19 protein-coding genes are annotated in these 25456 nt (G+C 69.5%); 7 read left to right on the forward strand and 12 right to left on the reverse strand.

Features of this window, described 5'->3' with window-relative positions; genetic code table 11:
- Window positions 1-111 precede the first annotated feature (111 nt).
- Window positions 112-1146 (forward strand): LacI family DNA-binding transcriptional regulator, encoded by a 1035-nt coding sequence (locus DY240_RS20025; protein WP_119661614.1) that lies wholly within the window; start codon window positions 112-114, stop codon window positions 1144-1146.
- A 123-nt stretch (window positions 1147-1269) separates the two neighbouring features.
- On the opposite strand, the gene DY240_RS20030 is transcribed toward DY240_RS20025, so the two are convergent.
- Together DY240_RS20030 and DY240_RS20035 are read right to left on the reverse strand one after the other, a co-directional pair.
- Entirely contained in the window at window positions 1270-3408 is a 2139-nt protein-coding gene (locus DY240_RS20030) for an alpha/beta hydrolase-fold protein (protein WP_233552809.1), read from the reverse strand.
- Window positions 3409-3942: 534 nt separating this feature from the next.
- On the reverse strand, window positions 3943-4533 hold the full coding sequence (locus DY240_RS20035) for a TetR/AcrR family transcriptional regulator (protein ID WP_119661616.1): 591 nt from the start codon (window positions 4531-4533) through the stop codon (window positions 3943-3945).
- 114 nt (window positions 4534-4647) lie between these two features.
- Between DY240_RS20035 and DY240_RS20040 the strand changes: the two genes are divergently transcribed.
- Genes DY240_RS20040 through DY240_RS20050 form a run of 3 tightly spaced genes read left to right on the forward strand, consistent with a single transcriptional unit; the run spans window position 4648 to window position 7115 of the window.
- Window positions 4648-5079: an Ohr family peroxiredoxin gene (locus DY240_RS20040; RefSeq protein ID WP_119661617.1), complete on the forward strand. Its 432-nt coding sequence runs from the start codon at window positions 4648-4650 to the stop codon at window positions 5077-5079.
- A gap of 30 nt (window positions 5080-5109) precedes the next feature.
- A complete protein-coding gene (locus DY240_RS20045; RefSeq protein WP_119661618.1) occupies window positions 5110-5676 on the forward strand; it encodes a DUF308 domain-containing protein in 567 nt (188 codons plus the stop codon).
- Window positions 5673-7115, forward strand: coding sequence for a dihydrolipoyl dehydrogenase family protein (locus tag DY240_RS20050; RefSeq protein ID WP_119661619.1), 1443 nt, complete (start codon window positions 5673-5675; stop codon window positions 7113-7115). The genes DY240_RS20045 and DY240_RS20050 overlap by 4 nt, the downstream gene beginning before the upstream one ends.
- A gap of 50 nt (window positions 7116-7165) precedes the next feature.
- Here the strand turns inward: DY240_RS20050 and DY240_RS20055 are convergent, their stop codons facing one another.
- The 6 genes from DY240_RS20055 to DY240_RS20080 form a co-directional block, all read right to left on the reverse strand.
- Window positions 7166-8152: an aldo/keto reductase gene (locus DY240_RS20055; RefSeq protein ID WP_119661620.1), complete on the reverse strand. Its 987-nt coding sequence runs from the start codon at window positions 8150-8152 to the stop codon at window positions 7166-7168.
- 161 nt (window positions 8153-8313) lie between these two features.
- Complete coding sequence (locus DY240_RS20060; protein WP_119661621.1) at window positions 8314-11520, reverse strand: right-handed parallel beta-helix repeat-containing protein; 3207 nt, start codon at window positions 11518-11520, stop codon at window positions 8314-8316.
- 171 nt (window positions 11521-11691) lie between these two features.
- Window positions 11692-12882, reverse strand: coding sequence for a mandelate racemase/muconate lactonizing enzyme family protein (locus DY240_RS20065; RefSeq protein WP_119661622.1), 1191 nt, complete (start codon window positions 12880-12882; stop codon window positions 11692-11694).
- A 1-nt stretch (window position 12883) separates the two neighbouring features.
- On the reverse strand, window positions 12884-13711 hold the full coding sequence (locus tag DY240_RS20070; protein ID WP_119661623.1) for a carbohydrate ABC transporter permease: 828 nt from the start codon (window positions 13709-13711) through the stop codon (window positions 12884-12886).
- Complete coding sequence (locus DY240_RS20075) at window positions 13711-14700, reverse strand: carbohydrate ABC transporter permease (protein WP_407659351.1); 990 nt, start codon at window positions 14698-14700, stop codon at window positions 13711-13713. The genes DY240_RS20070 and DY240_RS20075 overlap by 1 nt, the downstream gene beginning before the upstream one ends.
- A 4-nt stretch (window positions 14701-14704) precedes the next feature.
- The gene (locus DY240_RS20080) at window positions 14705-15976 is read right to left on the reverse strand and encodes an ABC transporter substrate-binding protein (RefSeq protein WP_119661625.1); all 1272 of its coding nucleotides are present in this window, start codon (window positions 15974-15976) and stop codon (window positions 14705-14707) included.
- Between the two features lie 151 nt (window positions 15977-16127).
- On the opposite strand from DY240_RS20080, the gene DY240_RS20085 reads away from it, so the two are divergent.
- Entirely contained in the window at window positions 16128-16898 is a 771-nt protein-coding gene (locus tag DY240_RS20085; protein ID WP_119661626.1) for a FadR/GntR family transcriptional regulator, read from the forward strand.
- Between the two features lie 54 nt (window positions 16899-16952).
- On the opposite strand, the gene DY240_RS20090 is transcribed toward DY240_RS20085, so the two are convergent.
- On the reverse strand, window positions 16953-20246 hold the full coding sequence (locus DY240_RS20090; RefSeq protein ID WP_119661627.1) for a glycosyl hydrolase family 95 catalytic domain-containing protein: 3294 nt from the start codon (window positions 20244-20246) through the stop codon (window positions 16953-16955).
- Between the two features lie 443 nt (window positions 20247-20689).
- Between DY240_RS20090 and DY240_RS20095 the strand changes: the two genes are divergently transcribed.
- Both DY240_RS20095 and DY240_RS20100 read left to right on the forward strand, forming a co-directional pair.
- Complete coding sequence (locus DY240_RS20095; RefSeq protein ID WP_119661628.1) at window positions 20690-22063, forward strand: enolase C-terminal domain-like protein; 1374 nt, start codon at window positions 20690-20692, stop codon at window positions 22061-22063.
- Between the two features lie 15 nt (window positions 22064-22078).
- Complete coding sequence (locus tag DY240_RS20100; RefSeq protein WP_119661629.1) at window positions 22079-22804, forward strand: FadR/GntR family transcriptional regulator; 726 nt, start codon at window positions 22079-22081, stop codon at window positions 22802-22804.
- Window positions 22805-22812: 8 nt separating this feature from the next.
- Here the strand turns inward: DY240_RS20100 and DY240_RS20105 are convergent, their stop codons facing one another.
- The 3 genes from DY240_RS20105 to DY240_RS20115 are packed head-to-tail and all read right to left on the reverse strand — an operon-like array spanning window position 22813 to window position 25438.
- Window positions 22813-23793 carry an aldo/keto reductase gene (locus DY240_RS20105; RefSeq protein WP_119661630.1) on the reverse strand — a complete coding sequence of 327 codons (981 nt, stop codon included), beginning with the start codon at window positions 23791-23793 and terminating at the stop codon, window positions 22813-22815.
- Window positions 23790-24680: an amidohydrolase family protein gene (locus tag DY240_RS20110; protein WP_199701840.1), complete on the reverse strand. Its 891-nt coding sequence runs from the start codon at window positions 24678-24680 to the stop codon at window positions 23790-23792. Before DY240_RS20110 ends, DY240_RS20105 begins: the two co-directional genes overlap by 4 nt.
- On the reverse strand, window positions 24665-25438 hold the full coding sequence (locus DY240_RS20115; protein WP_119661632.1) for an SDR family oxidoreductase: 774 nt from the start codon (window positions 25436-25438) through the stop codon (window positions 24665-24667). Before DY240_RS20115 ends, DY240_RS20110 begins: the two co-directional genes overlap by 16 nt.
- Between the last annotated feature and the right edge of the window lie 18 nt (window positions 25439-25456).

The raw sequence follows: 25456 nt of genomic DNA on the forward strand, positions 1-25456 counted from the left end.
ACCCCTGTCAAGACCGATGCGGCCGGCACTGTCCTGCCCCGTCGGAGCGCAGGTCGGCCCATACAATGCAGAGGGGGCGCGGCCGCGCCGCCGGACCGAGGAGGCACCTACGTGATCCCGACGATGCACGACGTCGCGCGGGCGGCCGGGGTCTCCATCAAGACCGTTTCGAACGTGATCAACGACTTCCCGCATGTCCGGCCGTCGACCCGCATGCGGGTGCTCTCCGCCATCGAGGAGCTCGGCTACCGGCCGAACCTGTCGGCGCGCGGCCTGCGGTCGGGCCGCACCGGTGTCATCGGGCTGGCCGTGCCCGAGCTGCGGCAGAACTACTTCGCCGAGCTCGCCGACTCCGTCATCCGCGCCGCCGAGAAGCACGACCTCGGCGTCCTGGTGGAACAGACCAGCGGCGACCGCGACCGCGAGATCGCCGTCGTCACCGGCGCCGGCCGCCTGCGCCTCACCGACGGACTGCTGTTCAGCCCGGAGCGACTCGGCCAGGCCGACCGCCACCTCATCCGGCCCACGTTCCCCTTCGTGCTGCTCGGCGAGCGGATCTTCGGCGGCCCCACCGACCACGTCACGATGCACAACGTGAGCTCCGCGAAGGCAGCCGTCGACCACCTGCTGCAGATCGGCCGCCGGCGCATCGCGCTCATCGGCGCCCATCCTGACCAGCGCGAGGACGTGCGTCCGGCGGACCTGCGCGTGCGTGGCTACAAGGCCGCCCTCGAAGCGGCCGGTATCCCCCTCGATCCGCAGCTCATCCGCGCGGTGGCGCCGTGGCACCGCGAGAACGGCGCCGAGGCGATGCGCGAGCTCATCGCCTCGGGCATCCCGTTCGACGGCCTCTTCGCGCTCAACGACACCCTGGCGCTGGGTGCGTTGCGCGCGCTGGGCGAGGCGGGCTGGCAGGTCCCCGGCGACGTCGCCGTCATCGGGTTCGACGACATCGACGAGGCGCGCTTCTCCGTCCCGTCGCTGTCGAGCGTCGACCCCGGACGCGACGAGATCGCCGAGACGGCCGTCGAGCTCCTCGTCGAGCGCATCAACGAGAAGGACGGCGATCCGCTGCCGCCGCTGCTGGTCAAGTCCGAGTTCCGGATCGTCGCCCGCGAGTCCACGGGGTTCGGCCGGCCGGGCTGACCACGGGCCGCGCCGTCGGCGCCGGCTGCGGAGGCTCAGCGCCGACGGCGACCGGCGGCGTGGCCGGCCGGGATCGCCGGCCGGCCACGCGCACCTGTGGGGCATGCGCACCACGCGACCTCGTCAGCCCTGCCTGAACAGCAGCGGCGCGAAGTCGATCAGGTTCTTCTGCCAGGCGTCCCACCCGTGCGGCCCCGGCGTCGGCCCGTCGAAGACGTAGTCGATGCCGAGCTGGTCCATGGTCGCGAGCGAGCTCATGAACCCGGGGTAGACGAAGTCCGTCGGGTCTCCGACGTACACCTTGAGCAGCGTGGTGCCGTCGTTGATCGCCTGGGCGTCGACCCCCGTCGCGCTGCCGAAGCCGGCCGAGAACGTCCCGATGTAGGCGAACTCCCCGGGGTGCGTCTTGAGCACGGTGAAGGTCTGCCCGCCGCCCATCGAGAGTCCGGCGAGGGCGCGGCGCGCCGGGTCGTCGGACACGTTGTACCGCTCGAGCGACACGGGGACGATGTTCTCGAGCAGCTCGCGGGTGAAGTTCGACGAGTTGCCGTTGCCCATCACCACCACCATCGGCTCGAGGTTCCCGTCGAGGAAGTGGTTGTCGAGGATCTGCTTGGCCCGCCCCATCTCGATCCAGTCCGTGTAGTTCTGGCCGCCGCCGTGCTGGAGGTAGAAGACGGGGTAGGGCTCGGCGCGATCGGGGTCGTAGCCCGGCGGGGTCCAGACGTACGCCGTCCGCTCCGCCCCCGCGACAGTGCTGTGGTACGTCATGGTCTCGACGGTGCCGCCCTGACCCTCGGGGACGTCGGCGAGCAGCCGCGCCTCCTCGCCGGGGATGAAGAACGTGCTCCAGGTCGGCTCCGAGGTCACGCGGGTGGGGTTGGAGGTGTCCTTCGTCGAGACGCGGTCGACGATGAGCCGGTAGTGGTGGAACCCGGGCTTCAGCGGGCCGATGGTGGCGCGCCACCGGTCGCCGACGCGGGACATCTCGACGCGGATCCAGCTGCCGCCGGGCGCCCAGTTGCCCCACACGGTGACGTGCTGCGCATCCTTGAACTCGGTGGTCGTCTCGAACGTGACGAACCGGTCGTCCGTGATCCACGGCGTCGGCGTGGTGCCGGCCGGCGGCTGGGTGAACTCGCTCTCCAGCGGCAGGTGGCCGGGGCTCGGGCCGTCGTCGGGCGCGTCGCGGAACAGGCGCGGCACGAAGTCGATCAGGTTCTCCTGCCACGCGTTCCAGTTGTGGCCGCGGTCGGGGTTGACGCCGTCGAACTGGTACTCGATGCCGGCCGCGTCGAGCTGCTGCATGAGGCGGTAGGTGCGGTTGTACGCGCCGTCGGTGATGTTGCCGGTGTACAGACGCAGCAGTTCGGTTCCCTCGTTGATCTTCTCGGCATCGACGCGGGGCAGGTCGCGGGAGCCGGCGAACGAGCCGACGTACGCGAACTCGCCCGGGCGCTCGAACAGGGTGCTCAACGCCTGGAACCCGCCCATCGAGAGCCCGGCCAGCGCCTGCTCCGAGGGACTGTGCGAGATGTTGTAGTCGTGGCGGGCTTCGCGCACGATGTTGCGCAGCAGCTCCTTCTGGAAGTCCGGCACGTTGCCGTCGCCCATCACGACGACCATCGGCTCCATCTCGCCCCGGAGCGTGAGGTTGTCGAAGATCTGCTTGGCGCGCCCCACCTCGACCCAGTCGCGGTAGCCCTGCCCGCCCCCGTGCTGCAGGTACAGCACCGGGTACGGCTCCTTGCGGCCGGCGTCGTAGCCCGGCGGCGTCCACACCAGCGCGGACCGCTCGCCGCGCGTGACCGTGCTGCGGTAGGTCATCGTCTCGATGGCGCCGCCCTGCCCCTCGGGCACGTCGGCCAGCAGGCCGGCGGAGTCACCCGGAACGAAGAAGGTGCTCCACTCGGGCTCCGACGCGACGCTGGTGGGGTTCGTCGGGTCCTTCACGACCTTCGTGTCGTCGGCGGTGAACTGGTAGTAGTACAGGCCGGGCTCGAGCGGCCCCATCACCGACGTCCAGTTGCTGCCGCGTCGCGTGAGGCCCCACTGGGCCCAGTTGGCCGACGGGCCGAAGTTGCCCTCGGCGACGATCTGGCTGAAGTCGCCGAACGTGCTCTGTGCCTCCTCGGCGGAGATCGTGAACGTGACGAAGCCGTTCTCGTCCACGCTGACCCACGGCGTTTCCGCCGTCACCGCGGGTGGTGCCGCCACGAGGGCGGCCACGGCCATCGCGGCACCGAGGAGCAGGGCGGCCAAGCGCCGCCCGATCCCGAACCGGCGCGTTCGTCTCTGGCGAGATGCCATCACCATTGATCCTCTCTGTCCTGAGTCCGCCATCGCCCGCGCAGCGCGGGAGACGACGGATGCGACCACCGAGAGAGAGCCGATCACCCTCGGCTGTGCGGGCGGGCTGCTGCGACGCGCGGGGCCCCTCGATGCTCGATTTACAACGTCGGCAAAACTCGCCCGCCGCCCATGCTGGCGGCGCCGTCGGCGGGGTGTCAATACTTCCGGCCGGCCCGTTTATAACGTTGTGATCGGTTGCATCATGTGCAACGCCATTGTCCGGAATGCGCAACGCCGCTTGACAGTGCGGTGATGACCCCTGACGATCCGCAGGGTTCAACAGGGACGCCGAGTCCGAGTCTGGGCACGCCACACCGTCGCGTGCCCGTTTGCCCCACCCAGCGATGCTTGGCACGGTGACGTGCTCCACGAAATGGACATATCGGGCGGGATGGGTCACTCTCAGCGAGCCAAGGGGACGCCACCCGTACTGGCGTCGTGGCCCTACGTGGTCGTGACGATCGCCACGAACGCGGCCCCGAGGGAGTCGGCCACCGTCGACGGCTCGCCGAGGTAGCCGTTCACCATCGCCCCGTCGCGCAGGATCATCAGCTGCCGCGCGACGGATTCGACGTCATCGACCTCGGCCTCCGCGGCGATGTCGGCGAATCGATCGAGCATCCATCGGCGGTGCGCGCCGACGGCCACGCGGACCGGGTCGTCGGGCTCGGGGAACTCCGCCGCTGCGTTGATGAACGCACAGCCCCGGAATCCCGGACGGCAGCTCGCGGACCCGATGCCGGCGGCCAGCGCGCGCAGCGAGCCGGCGGGGTCGCCCGGGCGACGCGCACCCTCCATCCACGCCCGCTCCGCGGCCGCCTGCTCCTCGAGGTACGCGACCACGAGCTCGCCCTTGGTGCGGAAGTGGCGGTAGAACGTGACCTTCGTGATGCCGACCTGCTCGATGATGCGGTCGGCGCTCGTGGCGCGGATGCCGTGGGCGTAGAACAGCTCGCTCGCGGCGGCCAGGATGCGCCCTCTCGTGGTGGACCCCGACGGGGTGCGCACCGCCGGTGCATCGGTGTCGGCGTGCATGCCTGCTCCCCTCCCGGTCCGGCCGGCTCGGTTGCACGAATTCTGCGGTCAGTCTAGAGTCGACTCATGTAGACGTACTAGTAACTCTACATGGCGAGAACCTAGGAGAACGTGATGTCCGCACCCCTGTACACCGCCGTCGCGACCTCGACGGGCGACGGCCGCGCCGGAGGTCGCGCCGTGACCGACGACGGCCTGCTCGACGTGATGCTCGCCGTGCCGAAGTCCATGGGCGGCCCCGGAGACGCGACCAACCCGGAGCAGCTGTTCGCGGCCGGCTGGTCGTCGTGCTTTCACTCGGCCCTGAAGCTGGTGGCTTCGCAACGCAAGGTCGCGCTGGTCGACTCCGCCGTCGTCGCCGAGGTCTCGATCGTCCCGACGTCGACCGGCGGCTTCGCACTGAGCGCCGCGCTGCATGTGCACCTCGGCGGAGGGATCGCCCCTGAGACGGCCGAGACCCTCGCCGCCGCGGCACACGAGGTGTGCCCCTACTCGGTCGCCACCCGCGGCAACGTGCCGGTGACCGTCACCACCACCGTGGCCTGACCATCCCACTCCCCCCGACAGAGAGGCATCATGACCACCACCCTCCACCCGGCGCTCGCGGCGCCGTTCGGCGCGACGCTGCGCCGCCTGTACCTCGTCCGCTTCGCGTTCGCCCTCGTCTGGGCGGCGCTTCTGCTCCTGACCTCGCCCGGCGAGGGGCCGCTCCTGACCGTCCTGCTGGTCGTCTACCCGCTCGCCGACGCGGCCGCCGTCCTGTGGCAGCTGCGATCCGATCGCCGCACGCCGGGTTCGCGGGCGGCGGAGCGGATCAACGTGGTGGTCAGCGTCGCCGTCGCCGTCGCGCTCGGCTGGGCGTCCACGGTGTCCGTCGCCGCCGCCCTCGGCGTCTGGGGCCTGTGGGCCGCGGCCTCCGGCCTCGCGCAGCTCGTCACCGCCGTGCGGCGCCGCAGCTCCGGCGGCCAGGTGCCGCAGATCCTGAGCGGTGCCCTCTCGATCGTGGCCGGGGTCGCCTTCCTGGCCCAGTCGTTCCAGGACGCCACCAGCATCGCGGGTGCGGGCGGCTACGCCGTCCTGGGCGGCCTCTTCTTCCTGGTCTCCGCCATCCGCCTGACGGTGCTGCTGCGGCGGGCGTCGTGACGGGCGCCGAGGCACGTCGTCCCGACTACGACCTGATCGTCCTGGGCGCCGGCCCGGCCGGAGAGAACGTCGCCGACTACGCGACCCAGCACGGAGTGCGTGCGGCGATCGTCGAATCCGAGCTCGTCGGAGGCGAGTGCTCGTACTGGGCGTGCATGCCGTCCAAGGCGCTCCTCCGCAGCGGACACGCGATCCGGGCGGCTCGACGCCTCGCCGGCGCCCGCGAGGCGGTCGGCGGTGCCGTCGACGCCGCCGCGGTCCTGGCCCGGCGGACGTCGTTCACCTCCGACTGGAAGGACGACGGCCAGGTCGCCTGGCTCGACTCCGCGGGCATCGACCTGATCCGCGGCCGCGGCCGCATCGCCGGCACCGGCCTGGTCCGCGTCGACGACCGGGTCTACTCCGCGCGGGCGGTCGCCCTCGCGACCGGCTCCGTTCCGATCCTGCCCGACATCCCCGGCCTCGCCGCCGCCGCGCCGTGGGGCACCCGCGAGGCGACCGCGGCCGACCACGTCCCCGCTCGGCTGGTCGTCATCGGCGGCGGAGTCGCCGGCGTCGAGCTCGCCTTCGCGTTCGCGTCCCTCGGCTCGCGAGTCACCCTCCTGGCTCGCACCGGGCTGCTCGACCGCGAGGAGCCCTTCGTCGGCGACCACCTCGCGGCGGCACTGGCCGAGGAGGGGGTCGACGTGCGGCTCGGCGTCACGCCCGCACGCGTCGACCGCGACACCGACGGGCTCGTCACGGTCGTCCTCGACGACGGCACGCGGCTCGTCGCCGAGGAACTCCTGTCCGCGACCGGGGGCCGCCCGAACACCGACGACCTCGGCCTCGAGTCCGTCGGGCTCGACCCGGGCGCGGGGCTGACGGTGGACGAGACGATGCTCGTCGACGGCACCGACTGGCTCTACGCCGTGGGCGACGTCAACGGCCGTGCGCTGCTCACCCACCAGGGCAAGTACCAGGCGCGCGCGGCGGGCGAGGCGATCGCCGCACGACTGCAGGGCCGGCCGGTCGCCGACGAGCTCTGGGGCCGGCACGCGGCCTCGGCGGACCAGCTGGCCGTGCCCCGCGTGGTGTTCTCCGACCCCGAGGTCGCCAGCGTCGGGCTCTCCGAGGCCCGTGCGCGCGAGCGAGGACTCCACGTCCGGGCCGTGGAGTACGACCTCGGCCAGGTCGCGGGGGCCGCCCTCCACGCCGACGACTACGCCGGCCGCGCCAAGCTCGTCGTCGACGAGGACCGCGGCGTGATCGTCGGTGCGACCTTCGTCGGCCAGGACGTCGCCGAGCTCCTGCACGCGGCGACCATCGCGATCGTCGGCGAGGTCACGATCGAGCGGCTCTGGCACGCCGTCCCCGCCTACCCCACCATCAGCGAGATCTGGCTGCGGCTCCTCGAGACCTACGGCCGGCCGCCCGGGCGTCGGCCGCTCGACGCCTGACAGGACGATCGCCGACAACCTCATGCCGCTCATGGCGCCCAGCCAACCGGTCAGCCGTCGACGAAGGTGAGACTGGTCGCGTCGTAGCGGCCGCCGGCGACCCGCTCGGGCGGGGCGGCGGCCTCGATGGCGGCGACGTCCTCGGCGGACAACTCGATGGCCAGGGCCGACAGGTTCTCCTCCAGGTACCGCTGCCGCCGGGTGCCCGGGATCGGCACCACGTCGCCGCCGCGATGCTGGAGCCATGCCAGGGCGAGCTGGCCGGCGGTGACGCCCTTCGCCGCGGCCAGCTCCTCGAGCGTGGCGACGATCGCCAGGTTCCGCTCGAGGTTGCCGTCGGCGAACCGCGGCTGGCCGCGCCGCACGTCGGTGTCCGCCAGGCCGTCGACCGTCGTGTACCGGCCGGTGAGGAAGCCGCGCCCGAGCGGAGCGAACGCGACGATGCCGATGCCGAGCTCGCGGCACACCGGGACGATCTCCGCCTCCATGTCGCGGGTCCAGAGCGACCACTCGCTCTGCAGGGCGGCGATCGGGTGCACCGCATGCGCGCGCCGGATGGTCTGCGCCCCGGCCTCGGACAGCCCCAGGTGCCGGACCTTCCCGGCCCGCACCAGCTCGGCCATCGCGCCGACGGTCTCCTCGATCGGCACCCGCGGATCGACCCGGTGCTGGTAGTAGAGGTCGATGTGGTCGACCCCGAGCCGGCGCAGCGACGCGTCGCACGCCTGCCGCACGTAGGCGGCGTCACCACGGATGACGGTGGGCTCGCCCAGCCGGTTGGCGAAGCCGAACTTCGTCGCCAGCACCACCTCGTCGCGGCGCCCGGCGACGGCCCGGCCGATCAGCTCCTCGTTGTGCCCGGCGCCGTAGAAGTCGGCCGTGTCCAGCAGGGTCACGCCGAGGTCGAGCGCGCGGTGCAGGGTCGCGGTCGACTGTGCGTCGTCGGTGGCCCCGTAGCCGTGGCTCATGCCCATGCACCCAAGGCCCTGCGCCGAGACGGCCAGCGCGCCGAGGCGCCGGGTGGGGATGTCGGTCATCTCGCTGCCTCCTGATCCGGTTGCGTCCGTCCACGACGCTACGGATTCGAGCGCGCTCGAAGACAATCGGAGGTGCGCGGCGAGAGTACCCAGGACCGTCCAGGAGAACGGCGCCGTGGGCGCATCCTCTGCGGCGGATGCGCCCACGGCGAGTCTCGTGGTCAGCTCACGCTGAAATCGGTGAAGCTGAACTGCCCGGTGACGCCGGCCGCATGCGAGGTGGCGACGAGCCCGCCGTCCTGTGTGGCGGCGATGCCGGCCAGGGCCACGGTGGGCCCGACCTTCGTCCACGTCGTGCCGTCGATCGAGTAGTAGCCGCTGACGTCGTTCCCCGACCGGACCAGCCGCACCCAGGCAGGCGCACGGACACCGCCGACGCTGCTGACGGAGTCCAGATACCCGTTGCCATTGGCGTCCCACTGGAAGGAGACGCCGTTGCCGGGGGTGACGACCATGACCGCGTAGCCGGCCGACGCACCGGCAGCCGTGACGTCGTTGCGAATGACCACACCGGCCTTGGCCCAGGCATTGGTGTCGTCCAGGTGAGTCACTCGCGCCGTCACCGTCGAGTCCTGGCCGACGGCGTCGTCGTCGTAGATCGCGCCGTACTCGTCGAACGATCCGGCGCCGTCCTGCCACATGTCGGTGCCGGACGTGAGGATCGCGTAGCCCGATCCGGCCTCGGCGAACCTGCTCGCCACGGAGCCGTAGCCGTTCAACGAGGTCAACGGGTTGAGGGCGGTGAGCGTCAGAGACCGGTCCTCGGCGTACTCCATGCCGTCGTAGCGCACCGTCAGCGCGGCCTCGATCGTCGCCCGGCTCACGGGCTCCGAGAACGAGGCCGGCGCCGTCACCGTCCAGGACGCGGAGGCCGTCGCTCCCGGTGCCAGCACGGGAGACACCGGTTTGCCGGCCCGGACGGCGCTCCATCCTTCGGGAACGTCGATCGCGGCCCGCAGGCCCGACAGCCGATCACCGGTCAGGTTCTCGATGGAGGCGGTGACGACGGTGGAACCTCCGGCGTCCAGAGTCGCCGGGTCTGCCGTGAGGGACACCTCGAGCGGTCCACTGCGTCGCACCAGATCGGTCGAGGCGGCCACGTCACCGCTCGCAGTGACGACGAACAGGCGATACGTGCCCGGCCTCCGTGGCACGGCGATGCTCGTCGCGTCTCCCGTCGCCGTGGTCATCGTGTCGCCGGCGGCGAAACGGGTCGTGCCCTCGGGCGCGAGCCAGATGGTCGCCGACTCGTCGCCCGTGCCTCGGATCGGGATCGAGGCCACAGACGGGTCGACCTCCACGCTGGACGGAAGTACGTGGTCGGGCGACAGGGTCGCGCCCGGTCCCAGGAGGTCGCGATAGGCGGGCTCGAGGCCGGAATTCACCGTGACCGCGTAGCCCTCCAGCGGCCAGACTCCGTCCGGGAACACCATGATGGGCTCGATGAGGCTGTCCGGCGGGTCGTTCGCGTACTTGTTCCACACGGTCGCCCACGTGTTGGTGACCGTCAGATGGTGCTTGGAGCCCCAGTCCTCGGAGTTGATCGTGTAGGTCACGCCTTCAGAGATGTCGAGTACGTTGCTGTCGAACGTGATGTAGGCCGACGCCTCATCGGCATGCAATCCGTAGGTGTGTCCGGCCCGCACACCGTCGATGTAGTTGTGCGAGATGACGGTGTCCGGCTGAGCGCCGAGTGTATAGACGGGACCGGTGTCGTTCCGGTCGTTCACGGTGTCGATGAACGTGTTGTATCGGATGCTGTTGTTCCTGGCGACCGTGGTGGGGTTGCCCGGTTCGATCGAGCCGGGAGACCCGTTGAAGTTCCACCAGCCCCAGCCCATCGAGATTCCGGCCCAGGACGTCTTCTCGATCACGTTGTGCTCGAACGCCAGCGTGTCGACGAAGTAGGCGGCGACCGCGGCGGAACCGAGGAACAGCTGCGCGCTCTCGTACACGTAGTTGTTCGTGATCTGAATGTTCGTCGGAGCGCCCTCGACGTCCGCCGGGAACTTCTCCTTGTTGTCCGCCGTCGCATCGCCGATGTACACGTGCTGCGGGTGGCCGATGTTGATCGCCGTGCCGCCGACGTCCCTCGTCACGTTGCCGGTGAGTTGTGAGTCGACGACGTCGTTGATCAGCGAAATGCCGTCGGCTCCGGTGTGCTCGACCCGGTTACGCTCGAAAGAGATGTTCGCCGCACTGGTCACCTCGATGGCAGCGGGCTGCAGGTCGACGTTCCGGTAATGGTAGACGTGGAAGTTGCCGTGCACGTAGGCGGAGTTGATGATGTTGCCCTGCTGCGCCTGCTTGAACGAGGCCCCGTCCACGTCGGCGAGGTTCCAGTCGGTGTGCCGCACGGTTATACCCTCGAAGCTGAGGTCGTGGACGCGTTCCGTCCTCGACGTGCCGGCAATGCGCAGAGCCGTCTGAACGCCGTTCGGCGCGAAAACGGACGCGGCAGCCATGTCCTCGGACGCGGCTTTGTAATAGTAGACGGTCTTGGCGGTGCGGTCGTAGTAGAATTCGCCGGGCTCATCGAGAAACTCATAGGCGTTCATGAGCTTGTGATTCCCGCGGATCTGGAAGTTGCCGTTGAAGGCACCCGCAGCGATCGCGGCGCCAGGTTGCTGCAGCAACAGCACGCGGCTCGCACCGTCCTCGCTGGTGGTGACATCGCGCACGCCGACGATCGCCGTGGTCCAGGTGGTGGCCGTCTGGATCTCGATGTCCTCGACGTTGTCGTCGATCTCCGGCACGTCGGCCAGCGCATACATCGCGCCGTCGCACTCAGTGCCCGATTCCCACGCCCAAGGTGCCTGCCCCGCGGTCACCGTGTACTCGCCGTAGCATCCCTGCGACCGCACGTCCTGGTATGCCATGACCGCACGCCGGTCGTCGACGTAAAGGGCGCGGAGCTTGTCCGCCCGATCCAGCGGAGCCGACCAGATGCTTCCGTCGTGCTGTGTCCAGCCGGTGATCTCGGTGCCCGTCTCGAGCACCGGCGTCTCGTTCTCGAATGCCGAGTAGATCACCCGGTGGCCGTCCGTGCCCGAGTCTTCGGGACCGAACTCGACCGTGCTCTCGATCGGGTACGAGCCGCCGCGAAGGTAGACGTGGATGTCACCGGACATGTTCGAGTTGATCTCGCGCACCGCGTCACGCGCGCGCTCGAGCGTCCGAAATGGAGCCTCGAGCGTGCCCGCATTCGCGTCATCACCGTCGGGGGCGACATAGAACGCGTTCTCGGCCGCTGCCGACGTCTGCGCCGAACCACCGACGAGCGCGGTCACGACGACGAGCGCCGTCGCCACCAACGCGGTGCAGGTGCCGAACCCTCGCCGAACCCGCGCCCTTGCTGTTCCGGTCATGGCTTGCACTTCCCTTCCAAGCTCGTGACGGCCGCAGCCGTCTCATTCCCTGAGCGATTTCTCCGCACTTCGATGCGACGCTCCTCGAGTGGCGTTGATCGCAGCGGCTGCCCGGCCGCACGGTGACACGCGAAGATCACCGCCCGACCGGCATGACGTCGGCTCGAGCCGTCAACCCGGTGTCAACGGTGTCGTCGGCTGGACCGCCCCATTGCGCGGCGTGGCGGCGAACAACCGCCGGCCGGCGGCTTCGGGCCGCACGTGAGGTCCGTTGGGTGTGGACATGCGCCGGCCGTCGACGTTCGACGCGATCGCGTCCTCGTCGACCTGAATCCCGAGCCCGGGGCTGTCGCCGAGCACGAAGGAACCGTCCTCGATGCGCATGTCGAGGGACACCCCCCGCGGCGGCTCGAGGTCTTGCAGCTCACTCACGATGTGATTCGGTACGCAGGTCGCGGCGTGCAGCAGTCCGATCGGCAGGTTCCCGATCGGACTGACGGGGAGATCGTGCGCGTGCGCCAGGACCGCGACTCTGAGGAAGTGGCTGATCCCCCACACCGCGCTCGTCTGCACGATGTCGATGGCGCCCTTGGAGAGCAGCGGCCGGAACTGCTCCAGGCCGGTGAGGTTCTCGCCGGCGGCGACCGAGGCGCGGATCCCGCGACCGACCACGGCCAGGCCTTCGGCGTCCCAACGACGGACCGGTTCTTCGACCCAGGTGAGGTCGAAGGCCTGTTCCAGTTCACCGATGTGACGAACGGCCTGCTTGCGTGTCCAGGACTCGTTCGCGTCGATCATCAGCCCCGGCCGCACTCCACGTGCGGATTCGGCGAGAACGTCATGGACCAGACCGAGCCGGTGTCGATCACGCTCGATGTCGAGCCCGCCCTTGAGCTTCGCCGCTCGCAGTCCACGAGCGGCGTAATCGCGGTAGACCGACACCAGTTCGTCGTCGGTGAGCCCGATGTCCAGGCCGGAGGCGTAGGCCGGGATCGTCCGGTCGCGTCCGCCCAGCAACCGCCACAGTGGTTCACCGGCGGCCTTGGCCTTGATGTCCCACAACGCGGTGTCGAAAGCACCGATGGTGCCGAAGAGCGCCCCCGCGTGACCGGCCTTGAAGGTCTGCCGCAGCATCCGGTCATACAGAGCCGTCGTGCTCCGCGGATCTTCACCCTCGATGGCGGCGAAGATCGTATCGGCCTCGACGTGCGAGCCCGGGCCGATACCGGTGATCCCCTCGTCGGTCTCCACCATGATCAACGGCAGGGTGGTGATGCCGTCGGCGAACACCCCGTTGGCATCGCCGACGGGCCGGCCCCAGTCCTGGGACGTCGTGAAGGTGCGAAACCCGGTAATGCGCATATCAGCCCTTCGTGGAACCGGCCGTGACGCCGTCGGCGATCTGCCGCTGGAAGAAGAGATAGATCAACAGCACGGGCAGGGCGGCGATGAGCACGCCGGCTGCGAAGGTCGGGATGTTGTCGGAATATTGCCCGCGCAGCGCCGTGACGCCGACCATGAGCGTGCGATGGTCGGCCGACGGCATGAGCAGGAGCGAGATGAGCACGTCGTTCCAGCAGAACAGTGCGTTGAGGATGCCGACGGACAACAGCGCCGGCCGCCCGATCGGCAGCATGATTCGCCGGTAGACGCCGTACAGGGTGTTGCCGTCGATCCTGGCCGCGTCGATGATATCGGCGGGAACTCCGGCATAGTAGCTGGTCATCAGGAAGATGGTGAACGGCAGGAACTGCGCCACATATGCCAGGACGAGACCAGGATAGGTGTCGAGCAATCCGGTGTCGGCCATCGTTCGGGCCAACGGAACCATGATCACCTGGAAGGGAATGAACAACGCCGCCAGGCAACCCAGGAACAGGGCTCGTGAACCTCTGAAGCGCAATTGGCCGAGCGCGAATCCGGCCATCGAACCGATGATCAGGAGGAATGTCACCGAGAGCCCCACGACCACGATGGAGTTCACGAAATAGCGAGCCATTCCTACGCTGTTCCAGGCTCCCTCGATGTTGCTCCAGCGCAACGATTCCGCCACCGAGAACCGATCGAGCACGTACTCGTGTCGTGTCTTCATCGCGACGTTCGTGGTGAACACGAGCGGGTAGATCGTCGCCAGAGCCAGCAGGGCCATGGGAATGGCCACGAACCATTTCCCGACCCGCGCGCCGCCCATCAGTCCTCCCTCCCCGTCCGGCGGAGGATGCTGAGCTGAAGCAGCCCGACGACCAGCATGATCAGGAAGAGGATGGTGGACGCGGCGGAAGCCAGCGCCGGACGGTTCATCTGCCCCTGCTGGATCCAGATGTAGTACTCCGGCAGGTAGGTCGACCCCTCGGGGCCACCGCTCGTCATGACGTAGAGCAGCCCGAACATCGAGGTCAGCATCCCGATCATGGTGGTCACGAAGACGAACTGGATCGTGCGGGTCAGCCCCGGGATGATCACGTGCCGGATCACCTGCCGCAGCGAGGCGCCGTCGACGCGAGCGGCGTCCAGCAGGGCCGCGTCCAGGGTGGCGAAGCCGGCCAGGAAGACCACCAGCCCCATGCCGAATGTCGCCCACACGTGTACGCCGACGACCATGAACATGGCGACGTCCGGATCGCCGAGCCAGTCGACCGGACCGACGCCGACGCTTCCGAGAACGGTGTTGAGGGGGCCGTCGAACGCGAGGAGGAGATTGAAGATCGCGCCGACGATCACCGGCGACAACACCGCCGGGAAGAAGTACACGCTCCGGAAGAACCGGTGACCCGGAACTCGCAGGTAGATGAACGTCGCGAGGAGACCGGGGACCGCGACGGCCACCGGCAGCAGCACCACCAGCAGGCCCACATTGCGCAGCGCCTGCTGGAACAGCGGGTCGTCGAACAGGGCCAGGTAGTTGTCCAGGCCCACCGCCTCGCCGTTGCGGTCGCCGTCGCCGGTGAACGAGAAGTTCACCCCCAGCAGCAACGGGTACAGCCGCAGCCCGACGATGATCAGCACTGCGGGCGCCACCAGGACGTAGGGCGCCAGCCGCTCCCAATCCCGAGCCCGCGAACGGGCCCGCCGGCTGCCATCCGGTCCGGAGCGGTCGTCCACGGTCCGCCCGTCTGCCGCCGCGAACGGCTCCGTCGTACTGACGGAGCCGGCCGACGGCGGCGAGCCTCCTACCGGCACTCGTTCAACCCGCCTGGTCCGAGGCCGCCAGCTGAGCGACCGCATCGTCCACCGTGACCGACCCGCTCAACAGCTGCTGGGACAACCGGTGGATCAGCTCCAGCGTCTGCGACGACAGCGCCACGTGGAGCGCCTGCTTTCCGGTCTGGATCTCTCCCACGATCGTCGACACGGCCGGGCCGGCATCGGAGACGTCGATCGTGGTGTCGGAGACGATCGCGCCGGCATCGGCGTAGAAGGCCTCCAACGCCTCCGTGGAGCTCAGCGAACGCACGAGGTCGGCGGCCAGGTCCGGGTCGGACGTCCAGTTCATCACCGCGTACCCGATGCCGCCGTCGTACGGCAGGCTCGGGGTCGCCTCCGGGTTGACGACGGGCGCCGTCATCACGCCGACGTTCTCCGCGCCGAGGAACTCGTTGAAGTCCTTCCAGTGCCCGATGTCCGACATCAGGCCGATCATGTTCGCCGCCTCACCGGCCTGGAAGATCGCGAACGAGTCGTTGAACATCGCCGTCGAGTTCGCGCCCTCGTTGTTCAGTCCGGTGTCACCGGCGGCCTTCCACAGCTCGAAGATCTGCTTCACATGCGGCGACGACCAGTCCCGATCACCGGCGATCCAGGCGTCGTACTCCTGCGGCGTGAGAACCGCCGAACCCATCGCCGACAGGAAGAACTCGATGCCGTAGCCCTCCTTGTTCCCGAGCGCGATACAGTCGGCGCCGGTGGCCGTCTTGATGGTGCCGCAGTCGGCGACGAAGTCGTCCCACGTGGCCGGCGGGTTCTCCGGGTCGAGCCCGGCCTGCTCGTACAGCGCCTTGTTGTAGTAGATCGGGTGGCCCTGCAGCGTCAGCGGCACCGCGAAGACCTGGCCGTCCTGGCTGAACGCCTCCCATCCGGCGAGACGCTCGCGGTCGTCTGCGACGTAGTCGTCGAGCGGCAGCAGTGCATCCACCCGGTCGCGGATCTGACCGCCGCCGTTGAAGAGCACCACATCGGGGCCCTCCCCTGCCTGGATGGCCGTGCCCAGCAGTGTGTAGTACTGATCGAACGGCTGCGCCACGAACTCGACCGTCACGTCGGGATGCTTCTCCGCGAAGTCGGCCTTCGCCTGCTCGTAGTAGCCGGCCGCGTTCTCCTCACCGGATTTCCAGTCCCAGACGACCAGCGTGTCGGTGGATTCGCCGGACGACGAGGACTCGGAGTCCGAGGCGCTGCCACAGCCGGCCAGCGCCAGTCCTCCGACCAGGACCGCGGACCACAGTGCTCGCTGCTTCATTGCCGCTCACTCTCGCGTGGTGGCCGGTTGCCCCGGCCAAGGTGTGCAGATGGGGCGAAACGTAACTCGTATGACGTCTGACGTCAATCGAATGACGTATAGTGGACAACAGGAAGACGCGTCGTGAACGCGTCGTGGCAACGGAGGGGACATGACCGCACCGCGGGGAACGACGGTGAGCGCCACAGCGCCTCCCGCCTGGGTGCAGCGGCCGGCCAACCTGGCCAAGGCCGTCACCGCGGAACTGGTGCAGCGCATCGTCCGCGGCGAGCATCCTCCCGGCTCGGCCCTTCCGCCGGAGCCCGCTCTCTGCGAGTCGTTCTCGGTGAGTCGAACCGTGGTACGCGAGGCCGTGAAGATCCTGCAGGAGAAGGGACTGGTCCAGATCCGGCAGGGATCGGGCACCATGGTGCTGCCGCCGTCGTCGTGGAACATGCTCGACGAGCTCGTCCTCGGCGCCACCATCGCCGAGGACGACAGCCTGGCCATCCTCGACGACCTCGTCGTCACCAGACGCCTGCTGGAGGCGGACATGGCCAACGTCGCCGCACGCCTGGCCACCGAGGATGTGATCGAGCAACTGGCGTCTCTCGTCGAGCGCATGGATCAGCTCGTCGACGACCACGTCGCCTACCACGAACACGACCGCGCCTTCCACGACACCGTCATGCGGACCTCCGGCAACCGCATCGCCCGTGGCGTGGTGCGTTCCCTCGAGAGCCAGGTCAGCAATACCGCCCGCTACATGGGGCAGACGGCACGAGAGTTGTGCGTGGCATCCAACCGCGGTCACCGACGCATCTACGAGCGCATCGCCGCCGGCGACCCCGACGGTGCGGCGGAGGCCATGTTCACCCACATCACTGAGGCGTGGGTCGTCCGCCGCAGCGGTCAAGGAGATCCCACGCGACTCGTCCGGTGACGCGATCGGCGGTCGCTGCGGAACACCGCCGCGGCGGCTGCGCTCGCGCACGGTCTACCCGATCGCGATGGCGAAGATGTGCATCGCCGGCACGCCGCCGGCGACGCCGTCGCTGACCCGTGGGAGGTCCACCCGGACGACCTCCTTGTCCTCGAGCGAGGCGCTGGCGAAATAGATCGTCGCGGCCGTGTTCACCTGCTGGTTGCCGGGCCGGTTCTGATAGGGCGCCACGACGGCTGCGTCGCCTTCGGGCCGCGGCGCGCCGTACCAGTCGGGCACGCTCAGCGTGAAGGTCTGCCGTGTTCCGTCGGCGTAGACCACCGTCGCCGGTCCGGCGACCGCTCCGTAGGTACCGCTCGCCAGGAAGCCGATCGTGGACCCTCGGCCGGACATCGCCAGCGACTGTCCGGTGGCGACGGCGTTGTCGGGCGTGCCCGACGGCACGTCGGGCCAGGTGAAGTCGAGGCCACCATGGCTGACGACGCTGCCCGGCGTGACGCCGGCCTGGGCCAGCGCCTGCGCCGAGATCGATGCGCCGTTGCCGTCGAAGTTGCCGGTTCCGGTGTTGGTGTCGTCGGTGACGGCCACGTTGCTGAAGCTCTCCTCCAGCGTGATCGCGGTGCCGTCCCAGACCCGCACCTCGGCATCCGCCGTCGCCGTCCAGTCGGGGCCGCTCGCGACCCCCGTCAGCAGCGCCGCCTCGGTCTCGACGCCCTCGGGAACGGTGACGCGGAACTCGACGGTCTGCTCCGTGCCCGGTGGCAGCGGACGCAGATCGACCTGCTCGGGCTCGACCGTCCAGCCCTCGGGGACCTGGAGCGACACGGCCGCGCGCACGACCGGCAGCTCGACCGCGCGGAGCCGCACACTCACCGTGGCAGGCTGGGCCGGAGAGACCTCGACCGGCGCGGACACCGTGAGCTTCTGCACCGCGTAGGCGCGATACGTGTGACCGGCCTCGCCGATCAGCTCGATGAGGTCGGAGCCCACCTTCGACGTGCGCGCTCGTCCGCCGCGGGTGACATCGAGCACGGCGAACCGTCCGGCGAACAGCTTCCCGCGCACGGTGACGGTGCCGTCGCGGTCGGGGGTGATGCGGTACTCGTCGGCCTGCCCGTCGCTCCACGTTACGCCGACCGTGTGGCCGCCACGTCCTCGCAGGCCGGTCACGGTGCCGTCGGGCCAGGCCGGCGGCAGTGCCGGCAGCAGGTGCAGCTCTCCGGTGTGGCTCTGCAGCAGCATCTCCGCGATGCCACCGGTGGCGCCGAAGTTGCCGTCAATCTGGAACGGCGGGTGTAGATCGAACATGTTCGGCGCCAGCCTGGCCGGTGTCACCAGGTAGTTGATCAGGTCGTGCGCCCGCCTGCCCTCCTCCAGCCGGGCCCAGAAGTTGATCTTCCATGCCAGCGACCATCCGGTGCCGTCGTCGCCGCGGATCTCGAGCGTTCGCTTGGCGGCCTGGAAGAGCTCCGGCGTTCCGCGTTTGGTGATCTGGTTGCTGGGATGCAGGCCGTAGAGGTGAGAGACGTGGCGGTGCGTGCGCTCGGTCTCCACCCAGTCGTAGAGCCACTCCTGGATGTTTCCCCGCGAACCGATCGTCATGGGGGCCAGGCGCTCCTGGGTGGCCAGGACCTGAGCACGAAAGTCCTCGTCCAGCCCCAGGATCTCGCTCGCCCTCGCGCAGCCGGTGAACAGGTCGGTGAGGATCTGGTTGTCCATCGTCGGGCCGGCCGCGACGCTGGCATTCGCGTGGTGGCTGAGCTCCGGGGAGTTGGACGGATTGGTGACGAGATAGCCGAGGTTCGGCTCCTCCACCAACGTGTCCAGGAAGAACTGCGCGGCGCCCTTCATCGCGGGGTAGTACCGGCGCAGGAAGTCCAGGTCACCGGTGAACAGGTAGTGGTCCCAGATCATCGTGGCCAGCCAGGCTCCGCCGGTCTGCCACATTCCCCAGAACGCCCCGTCGACGACGGAGGTCGCCCGCCAGCCGTCGGTGTTGTGGTGGGTGACCCAGCCGCCGGCGCCGTACTGCACCTCGGCGGTGCGCGCACCCGTGACGGTGAGGTCGTCGATCATCGAGAACACCGGCTCGAAGCATTCGGACAGGTTCGTGGTGTCCGCGGGCCAGTAGTTCATCGGCAGGTTGGCGTTGATCGTGTACTTGGAGTCCCATGACGGGAAGAGCTGGTCGTTCCAGATGCCCTGGAGGTTGGCCGGCTGGGTGCCCGGCCGCGACGAGGAGATCAGCAGGTACCGGCCGAACTGGAACAGCAGGGCGGAGAACTGCGGATCGTCCACGGCGCCGTGCTGGGCGATCCGGACGTCGGTCGGCTGATCGGCCGCCGGCGTGCGCCCGAGGTCCAGCGTGGTCCGATCGAACAGCTCCTGGTACTCCGCGACGTGCCGGCTGCGCAGCTCGTCGAACGAGCTACCGGCGGCCGCCTCGAGGTGACGTGCGGCGATGCCCTGGTAGTCACCGCTGACGTCGGAGTAGTTCACGTAGCTGCTTCCGATCGAGACGAACAGGAGCACGCTGTTCGCGCCCACCACCGTCAGCCGGCCGCCCGCGCTGCTGACGCTGCCACCGTCGGCGACAGCTCGCGCCAGCGCGAGGAACCGCACCTGGCCGGAGACGCCCTCCTGGTTGCTGGAGATGCCGTCCAGCGCGATCGTGGCGCCGTCCCGGCTGGCGACGGTGTTCCGTTGCGCACTGTCGAACGCCGCGGTGAACGAGATGGACCCGGGCGCATCGGCGGTCAGCCGCATGACGACGACCTGGTCCGGCGCGCTGACGAAGGTCTCGCGCCGATAGGTCACCCCGCCGACGACGAAGCTGGTCAGCGCGGTGGCGGTGGTCAGATCGAGCTGCCGGTGGTACTGGGTCGCGCCGCTCATGCCGGGGACGGTGAGGCGCAGATTGCCCGCGGTCTGATACGCCAGCTGACCCACCGGGTTGCCCAGCATGTTCTGGTTGATGAGGTTCTGCGCCTGCACCCACTGGTCGGCGAAGACCAGTCGCCGGACCTCGGGCAGGACCGCCAATGCCCGCGGGTTGGCCGCGTCGTGCGGCCCGCCGGCCCAGATGGTGTCCTCGTTGAGCTGCAGCCGCTCGGTCTCGGGATTGCCGAAGACCATGGCGCCGAGCCGGCCGTTGCCGAGCGGAAGCGCGCGCAGCCAGTCGTTCCCGGCCGGTTCGTCATACCAGAGTGCGAGGTCGTCGGCCGCCTGGACCTCGGGCGGCGGAGTGGACGAAGCCCGAGCGGCCGCCGTCCACTGCAGGGGAAGCAGCAAGGCCCCCACACCCGCGGCGCCGAACTTGATCGCTTGCCTTCTGGTCACGTCTGGCATCTCGGTCCTCCATTGGACGTCGTCAACGCGAGCGGCCTTCACCGCACCCACGTGAGCCCGGCCTCGTCGAAGCGGAAGGGTCCGACCGGGCGGACGGCGCGGCAGCTGAGCTAGGGTGTCGGCAAATCTACAAAGATGTGACGTATCGCGTCAACAGACTGGATCAACCAGGACAATCAGCACTGTCGGACGAGTTCGGCGGGTTAAACATCTAATCTTCTGCCGGATCGCGCGGCCATGGCGCCGTCCGGGGTTCTGCGCACCCAGGCTCTTCGGGGACCCGCGCACGACGATGCCTCGCGCCTGCTCGTCGCCATCAGATTGCCCAGATACATAAGATGACTGCGGACGGACCTGCGCAGTCGAGCGTTGACGCTGCCGGAACGGCCTCCATATACTGCCCGAGTCATCTGATCTTTGGTCCGAATCTGGCGAGGGACCCTATGCCGCAGATCACCGGCGTCACCGTCGAGGACGTCCGCTTCCCCACGTCGCTGACCGGCGACGGTTCGGACGCGATGAACAAGGACGGCGACTACTCGGCGGCGTATGTCGTGGTGCACACCGACGGCACCGACACCGCGGGCGCCCCACTCACCGGCCACGGCCTGACCTTCACGATCGGCCGGGGGAACGACATCGTCGTGGCCGCGGCGCTCCAGCAGGCGACCCGCCTCGTCGGCCGTGACGTCGACGAGATGGCCGCCGACATGGGCGGGGTGTATCGGTTCCTCACCTCGGACACCCAGCTGCGCTGGCTGGGGCCGGAGAAGGGCGTCGTGCACCTCTCGCTCGCGGCCGTCCTGAACGCGTCGTGGGATCTCGTGGCGCGCCGGTCGGGCAAGCCGCTGTGGCGTCTGCTGGTCGACATGTCCCCCGAGGAGCTCGTCGACGTCGCGGACCTGCGTTATCTCTCCGACGCTCTCACCCGCGACGACGCACTGCGGATCCTCCGTGCCAAGGAGGCGACGAAGGCCGCCCGCGTCGCCGAGCTCGCCCGCACTGGGTATCCCGCCTACACCACGTCGGCGGGCTGGCTCGGCTACGACGACGACAAGCTGCGCCGGCTCTGCCAGGAGGCCGTCGACGCCGGCTACGGGTACATCAAGCTCAAGGTCGGCGCGGATCTGGACGACGACATCCGCCGTTGCTCCATCGCCCGCGAGATCATCGGGTACGAGCGCAAACTGATGATCGACGCGAACCAGGTGTGGGACGTCGGCCAGGCCATCGACTGGGTCCGAGCGCTGGCGCGGTTCGAGCCACACTGGATCGAGGAACCGACCGGACCCGACGACATCCTGGGCCACGCGACCATTCGGCGCGCCGTCGCGCCCATCGGAGTCGCCACCGGGGAACACTGTCACAACAGGGTCATGTTCAAGCAGCTGTTCCAGGCTGAGGCCATCGACTTCTGCCAGCTCGACACGGGCCGGCTGGCCAGCATCAACGAGATCGTCGCGGTCCTGCTGCTCGCAGCCAAGTTCGGGGTGCCGGTCTGCCCGCACGCCGGCGGCGTCGGTCTGTGCGAGATGGTCCAGCACGTCGCCGTGCTCGACTACGTCGCCGTCTCCGGTGATCTGACGAACCGGGTCACGGAGTTCGTCGACCATCTGCACGAGCACTTCACCGACGCCTGCGTCGTGCGGGACAGCGGTTCGGGCACGGCCTACGTCCTTCCGGAGGCTCCCGGCTACTCGACGCGCATGCGACCGGAGTCGGTCGACGAGTACCGGTTCCCCGATGGGCGGTACTGGGCGGCAACGGCGACACCAGCGCTCACGGGCGGCCAAGCACCCACCGCCGTGGGCCTCTAGGAACATACTCGTGTCATGTCCCGCACCGAGGAAGTCGTCGACGGCATCAAGCGCATGATCCTCGAGGGTGCGCTGCGCCCGGGCGACCGCCTGCCGATCGAGAAGGAACTCGCCGAGGTCCTGGGTGTCTCCCGTGGCCCGCTGCGTGAAGGCGTGTCGGCGCTGTCGATTCTGGGCATCCTCAACACGCGCCAGGGCGACGGTACGTACGTCACCAACCTCGACGTCACCCGTCTGCTCGCCCCCATGGGGTTCGTCATCGACATCCAGGGCGACCTCGCCGCCCAGCACACCCATGCGGTCCGTCGTCTGCTCGAATGCGAGGCCGCACGGCTCGCGGCGACCCGCATCACCGACGAGGCGCTCCGAGACGCAGGGGCCCTGCTCGACGAGGCCGCCCGCATCGTCGGAGACGAGCCGCAACACCACGAGCGCCTCATCGAGACCGACATCGCCTTCCACCGCATCATCGCGGCCCACAGCGACAATCCGGTCCTGGTCGGGCTGATCGAGGCGTTCGCCGGCCGCACCGTCCGTGGACGACTCTGGCGAAGCCTGCACGAGGAGGGTGCGGACCGGCGCACCCATGAGGAGCACGTCGCGATACTGCGAGCACTCGAGGCACGCGATCCCGAGGCCGCGCGCATCCGGATGGCCAACCACCTGATCGGCGTCGAGGAGTCGCTGCGCGGCCGGCCGGAGGACGGCGACCCCTCCCCCGGCCCCGATGACGGCGCCTGAGCGCATCCTCAGCTCGCCGGCGCCAGCAGATCCGCCGTGCGCAAGCTGTCCCAGAGTTCCTCGGGCACCCGCACCCCGGCCCGGCGCAACGTCTCGTGCACCTGACCGGCACTGCGCATTCCGACGACGGTCGACACGACCGCGGGATGCGCCCTGACGAAGGCCAGCGCCGCCTCCGGCAGGGTGACGCCGTAGTCCTCACACACCTCGGCGATGGCGCGCACCCGCTCGATGAGCCGTGCAGGCGCCTGCCGATAGTCATACGTGGCGTCGGCCGGGGGGCGTTCGCTGGCGAGCAGCCCCGAGTTGTACACGCCCGCGATCACGACGCCGACTCCGCGGCCGGCCGCGGCGGGCAGGAGATCGGCGAGCGCGCCCTGCTCGAGCAGCGTGTAACGCCCCGCGCACATGACGATGTCGATGTCGGTCTCACGGACGAACCGTGCGAGCATCGCCGACTGGTTCATGCCGGCGCCGACCGCACCGACGACACCCTGGTCACGCAGCTCGATCAGCGTCGGCACCGCGGTGGCGACGGCTTGCTCCCAGTGATCGTCGGGATCATGGAGGTAGACGACGTCGACGCGGTCCAGGCCGAGGCGCTCCAGGCTCGACTCCAGGGAGCGCAGGATGCCGTCACGGCTGAAATCCCACTCCCGCCGGTGATCGGCGGGCACGTCGAAGCCCTCGGTGTCGCGCAGGTGCGCGGTCTCCGGCGACGGCACCAGCAGCCGGCCCACCTTCGTCGACACGACGAACTGGCCGCGCGGACGGCCGCGCAGCGCAGCTCCGAGACGCCGCTCGGACAGACCCAGGCCGTAGTGCGGGGCGGTGTCGAAGTATCGGATGCCGGCGTCCCAGGCCGCATCGACCGCCGCCCCGAACTCGTCGTCGGACGTCGCGCGGAAGAGGTTCCCGCCCTGGGCGGCCCCGAAGCCCAGCTCGCTGAGCCCGAGATCGGCGCCTCGCGCCGGCCGGCCACGGTTCATCGGTCATCCAGTCCGTAGATGCGGCGCGCGGTACGGTGCCAGATCATCGCCTGTGCGCCGGCATCGCACTCCTCGAGCAGCTCTGACAGCGTGGCGATCCACTCGCGGTACGACGTCGCGAGCAGGCACACCGGCCAGTCGGAGCCGAACATGAGCCGCTCCGGCCCGAAGCACTCGAGCGCCGTACGCACCACGGGCCGGAGCGACGCGGGCGTCCATGTCGACCAGTCGGCCTCGGTCACCAGACCGGAGAGCTTGGCCGCGGTGTTGGGGAGCCGGGCGAGCGCGCCGAGATCACGCATCCACTCTCCGAGTTCGCCGCGGCGGAGCGCGGGTTTGCCGAGATGGTCCAGGACGAAGCGGACGTCGGGCAGGTCGCGGGCGAGGCGGACCGCTCCCGGCAGCTGGTGATCGCGGACCAGCAGGTCGAACACCAGGCCGGCCGCCCCCACTGCCGTGATGCCTCGACGCACGTCGGCGCGGTCGAGGAAGCCGGGATCCGGCTCGTCCTGCACCAGGTGGCGGATACCGACCAGGCGGTCGCCGCCCGTGGCCTCGCACAAGCGCTCGAGACGGGCTGCGACATCCGCGGCGGTCAGGTCCACCCATCCGACGACGCCCGTCACGAGCTCGCTGCCGGCGGCGATCGTCAGCAGATCCCTCGTCTCCGCCTCGGACGCGACGGTCTGCACCACGACCGTTCGAGTGACGCCGACGGCTCCGGCCGCGGCGGCGAGGTCGTCGGCCTCGAAGTCGGCGTCGATCGCCGCCATCGTCACCGGGTCGATCCACGGCTGCTGGTGCCGTGCGCGCGTCCACAGATGGTGATGGGCATCGACGATGCCGAGCCGCGGCTGCGCTGTCGCGCCCATCAGCGGCCCAGCCATCCGCCGTCCACCGGCAGCACCACGCCGTGGACGTAGTCGGAGGCGGGCGCCGACAGGAACACCGTCGCCCCGCCGAGGTCCTCGGCGCGGCCCCAGCGCCCGGCCAGGATCCGCGGGTCGACCGGGCGCCTTCTACCGCCGTCCTCTCGCGTGGCCGGTGTCTGCTCCGTGGCGATGTAGCCCGGCGCGATGGCATTGACGTTCACGCCATGGGCCGCCCACTCGTGCGCCAGCGCTCTCGTGAGACCTGCCACACCCGACGTCGTGACGGCATAGGACGGGACGGCGGGGCCGGCCTGACGGCTCAGCGGAGACGCGGTCAAGATCACCTTCCCGTGACCCCGGCGCACCATGCCGGCGCCGACCTCCCGGCTCAGAACGAACTGACTGGTCAATTCCACCTCGATGCGGTGATGCCAGGTCTCCGGCGGGCGTTCCGCGCCGGCCTCGTGCGCACTCGCTCCACCGTCGTTCACCAGGATGTCGATCGGTCCCAACGACCGGAGCTCCCGCAAAAGCTCGTGCACCGACGTCCGGTCGCTCAGATCAGCGCACACCGGAGTGAACTGACGCCCGGCAGCACTGACCCGCTGCTGCACGTCGCTTCCCTCCGACTCCAGCCCGGCCGAGACGCCGATGATGTCGGCGCCCGCCATCGCGAGTGCCTCGGCCGCCGCCAGACCGACGCCACGCCGTGCCCCGGTCACGACGGCGACCCGTCCGGTGAGGTCGAACAGACCAGCAACCCCCGGCCTCATGTCAGGCGCCTGAGACCG

Source organism: Jiangella rhizosphaerae (genome assembly GCF_003579925.1).
Classification (GTDB): Bacteria; Actinomycetota; Actinomycetes; order Jiangellales; family Jiangellaceae; genus Jiangella; species Jiangella rhizosphaerae.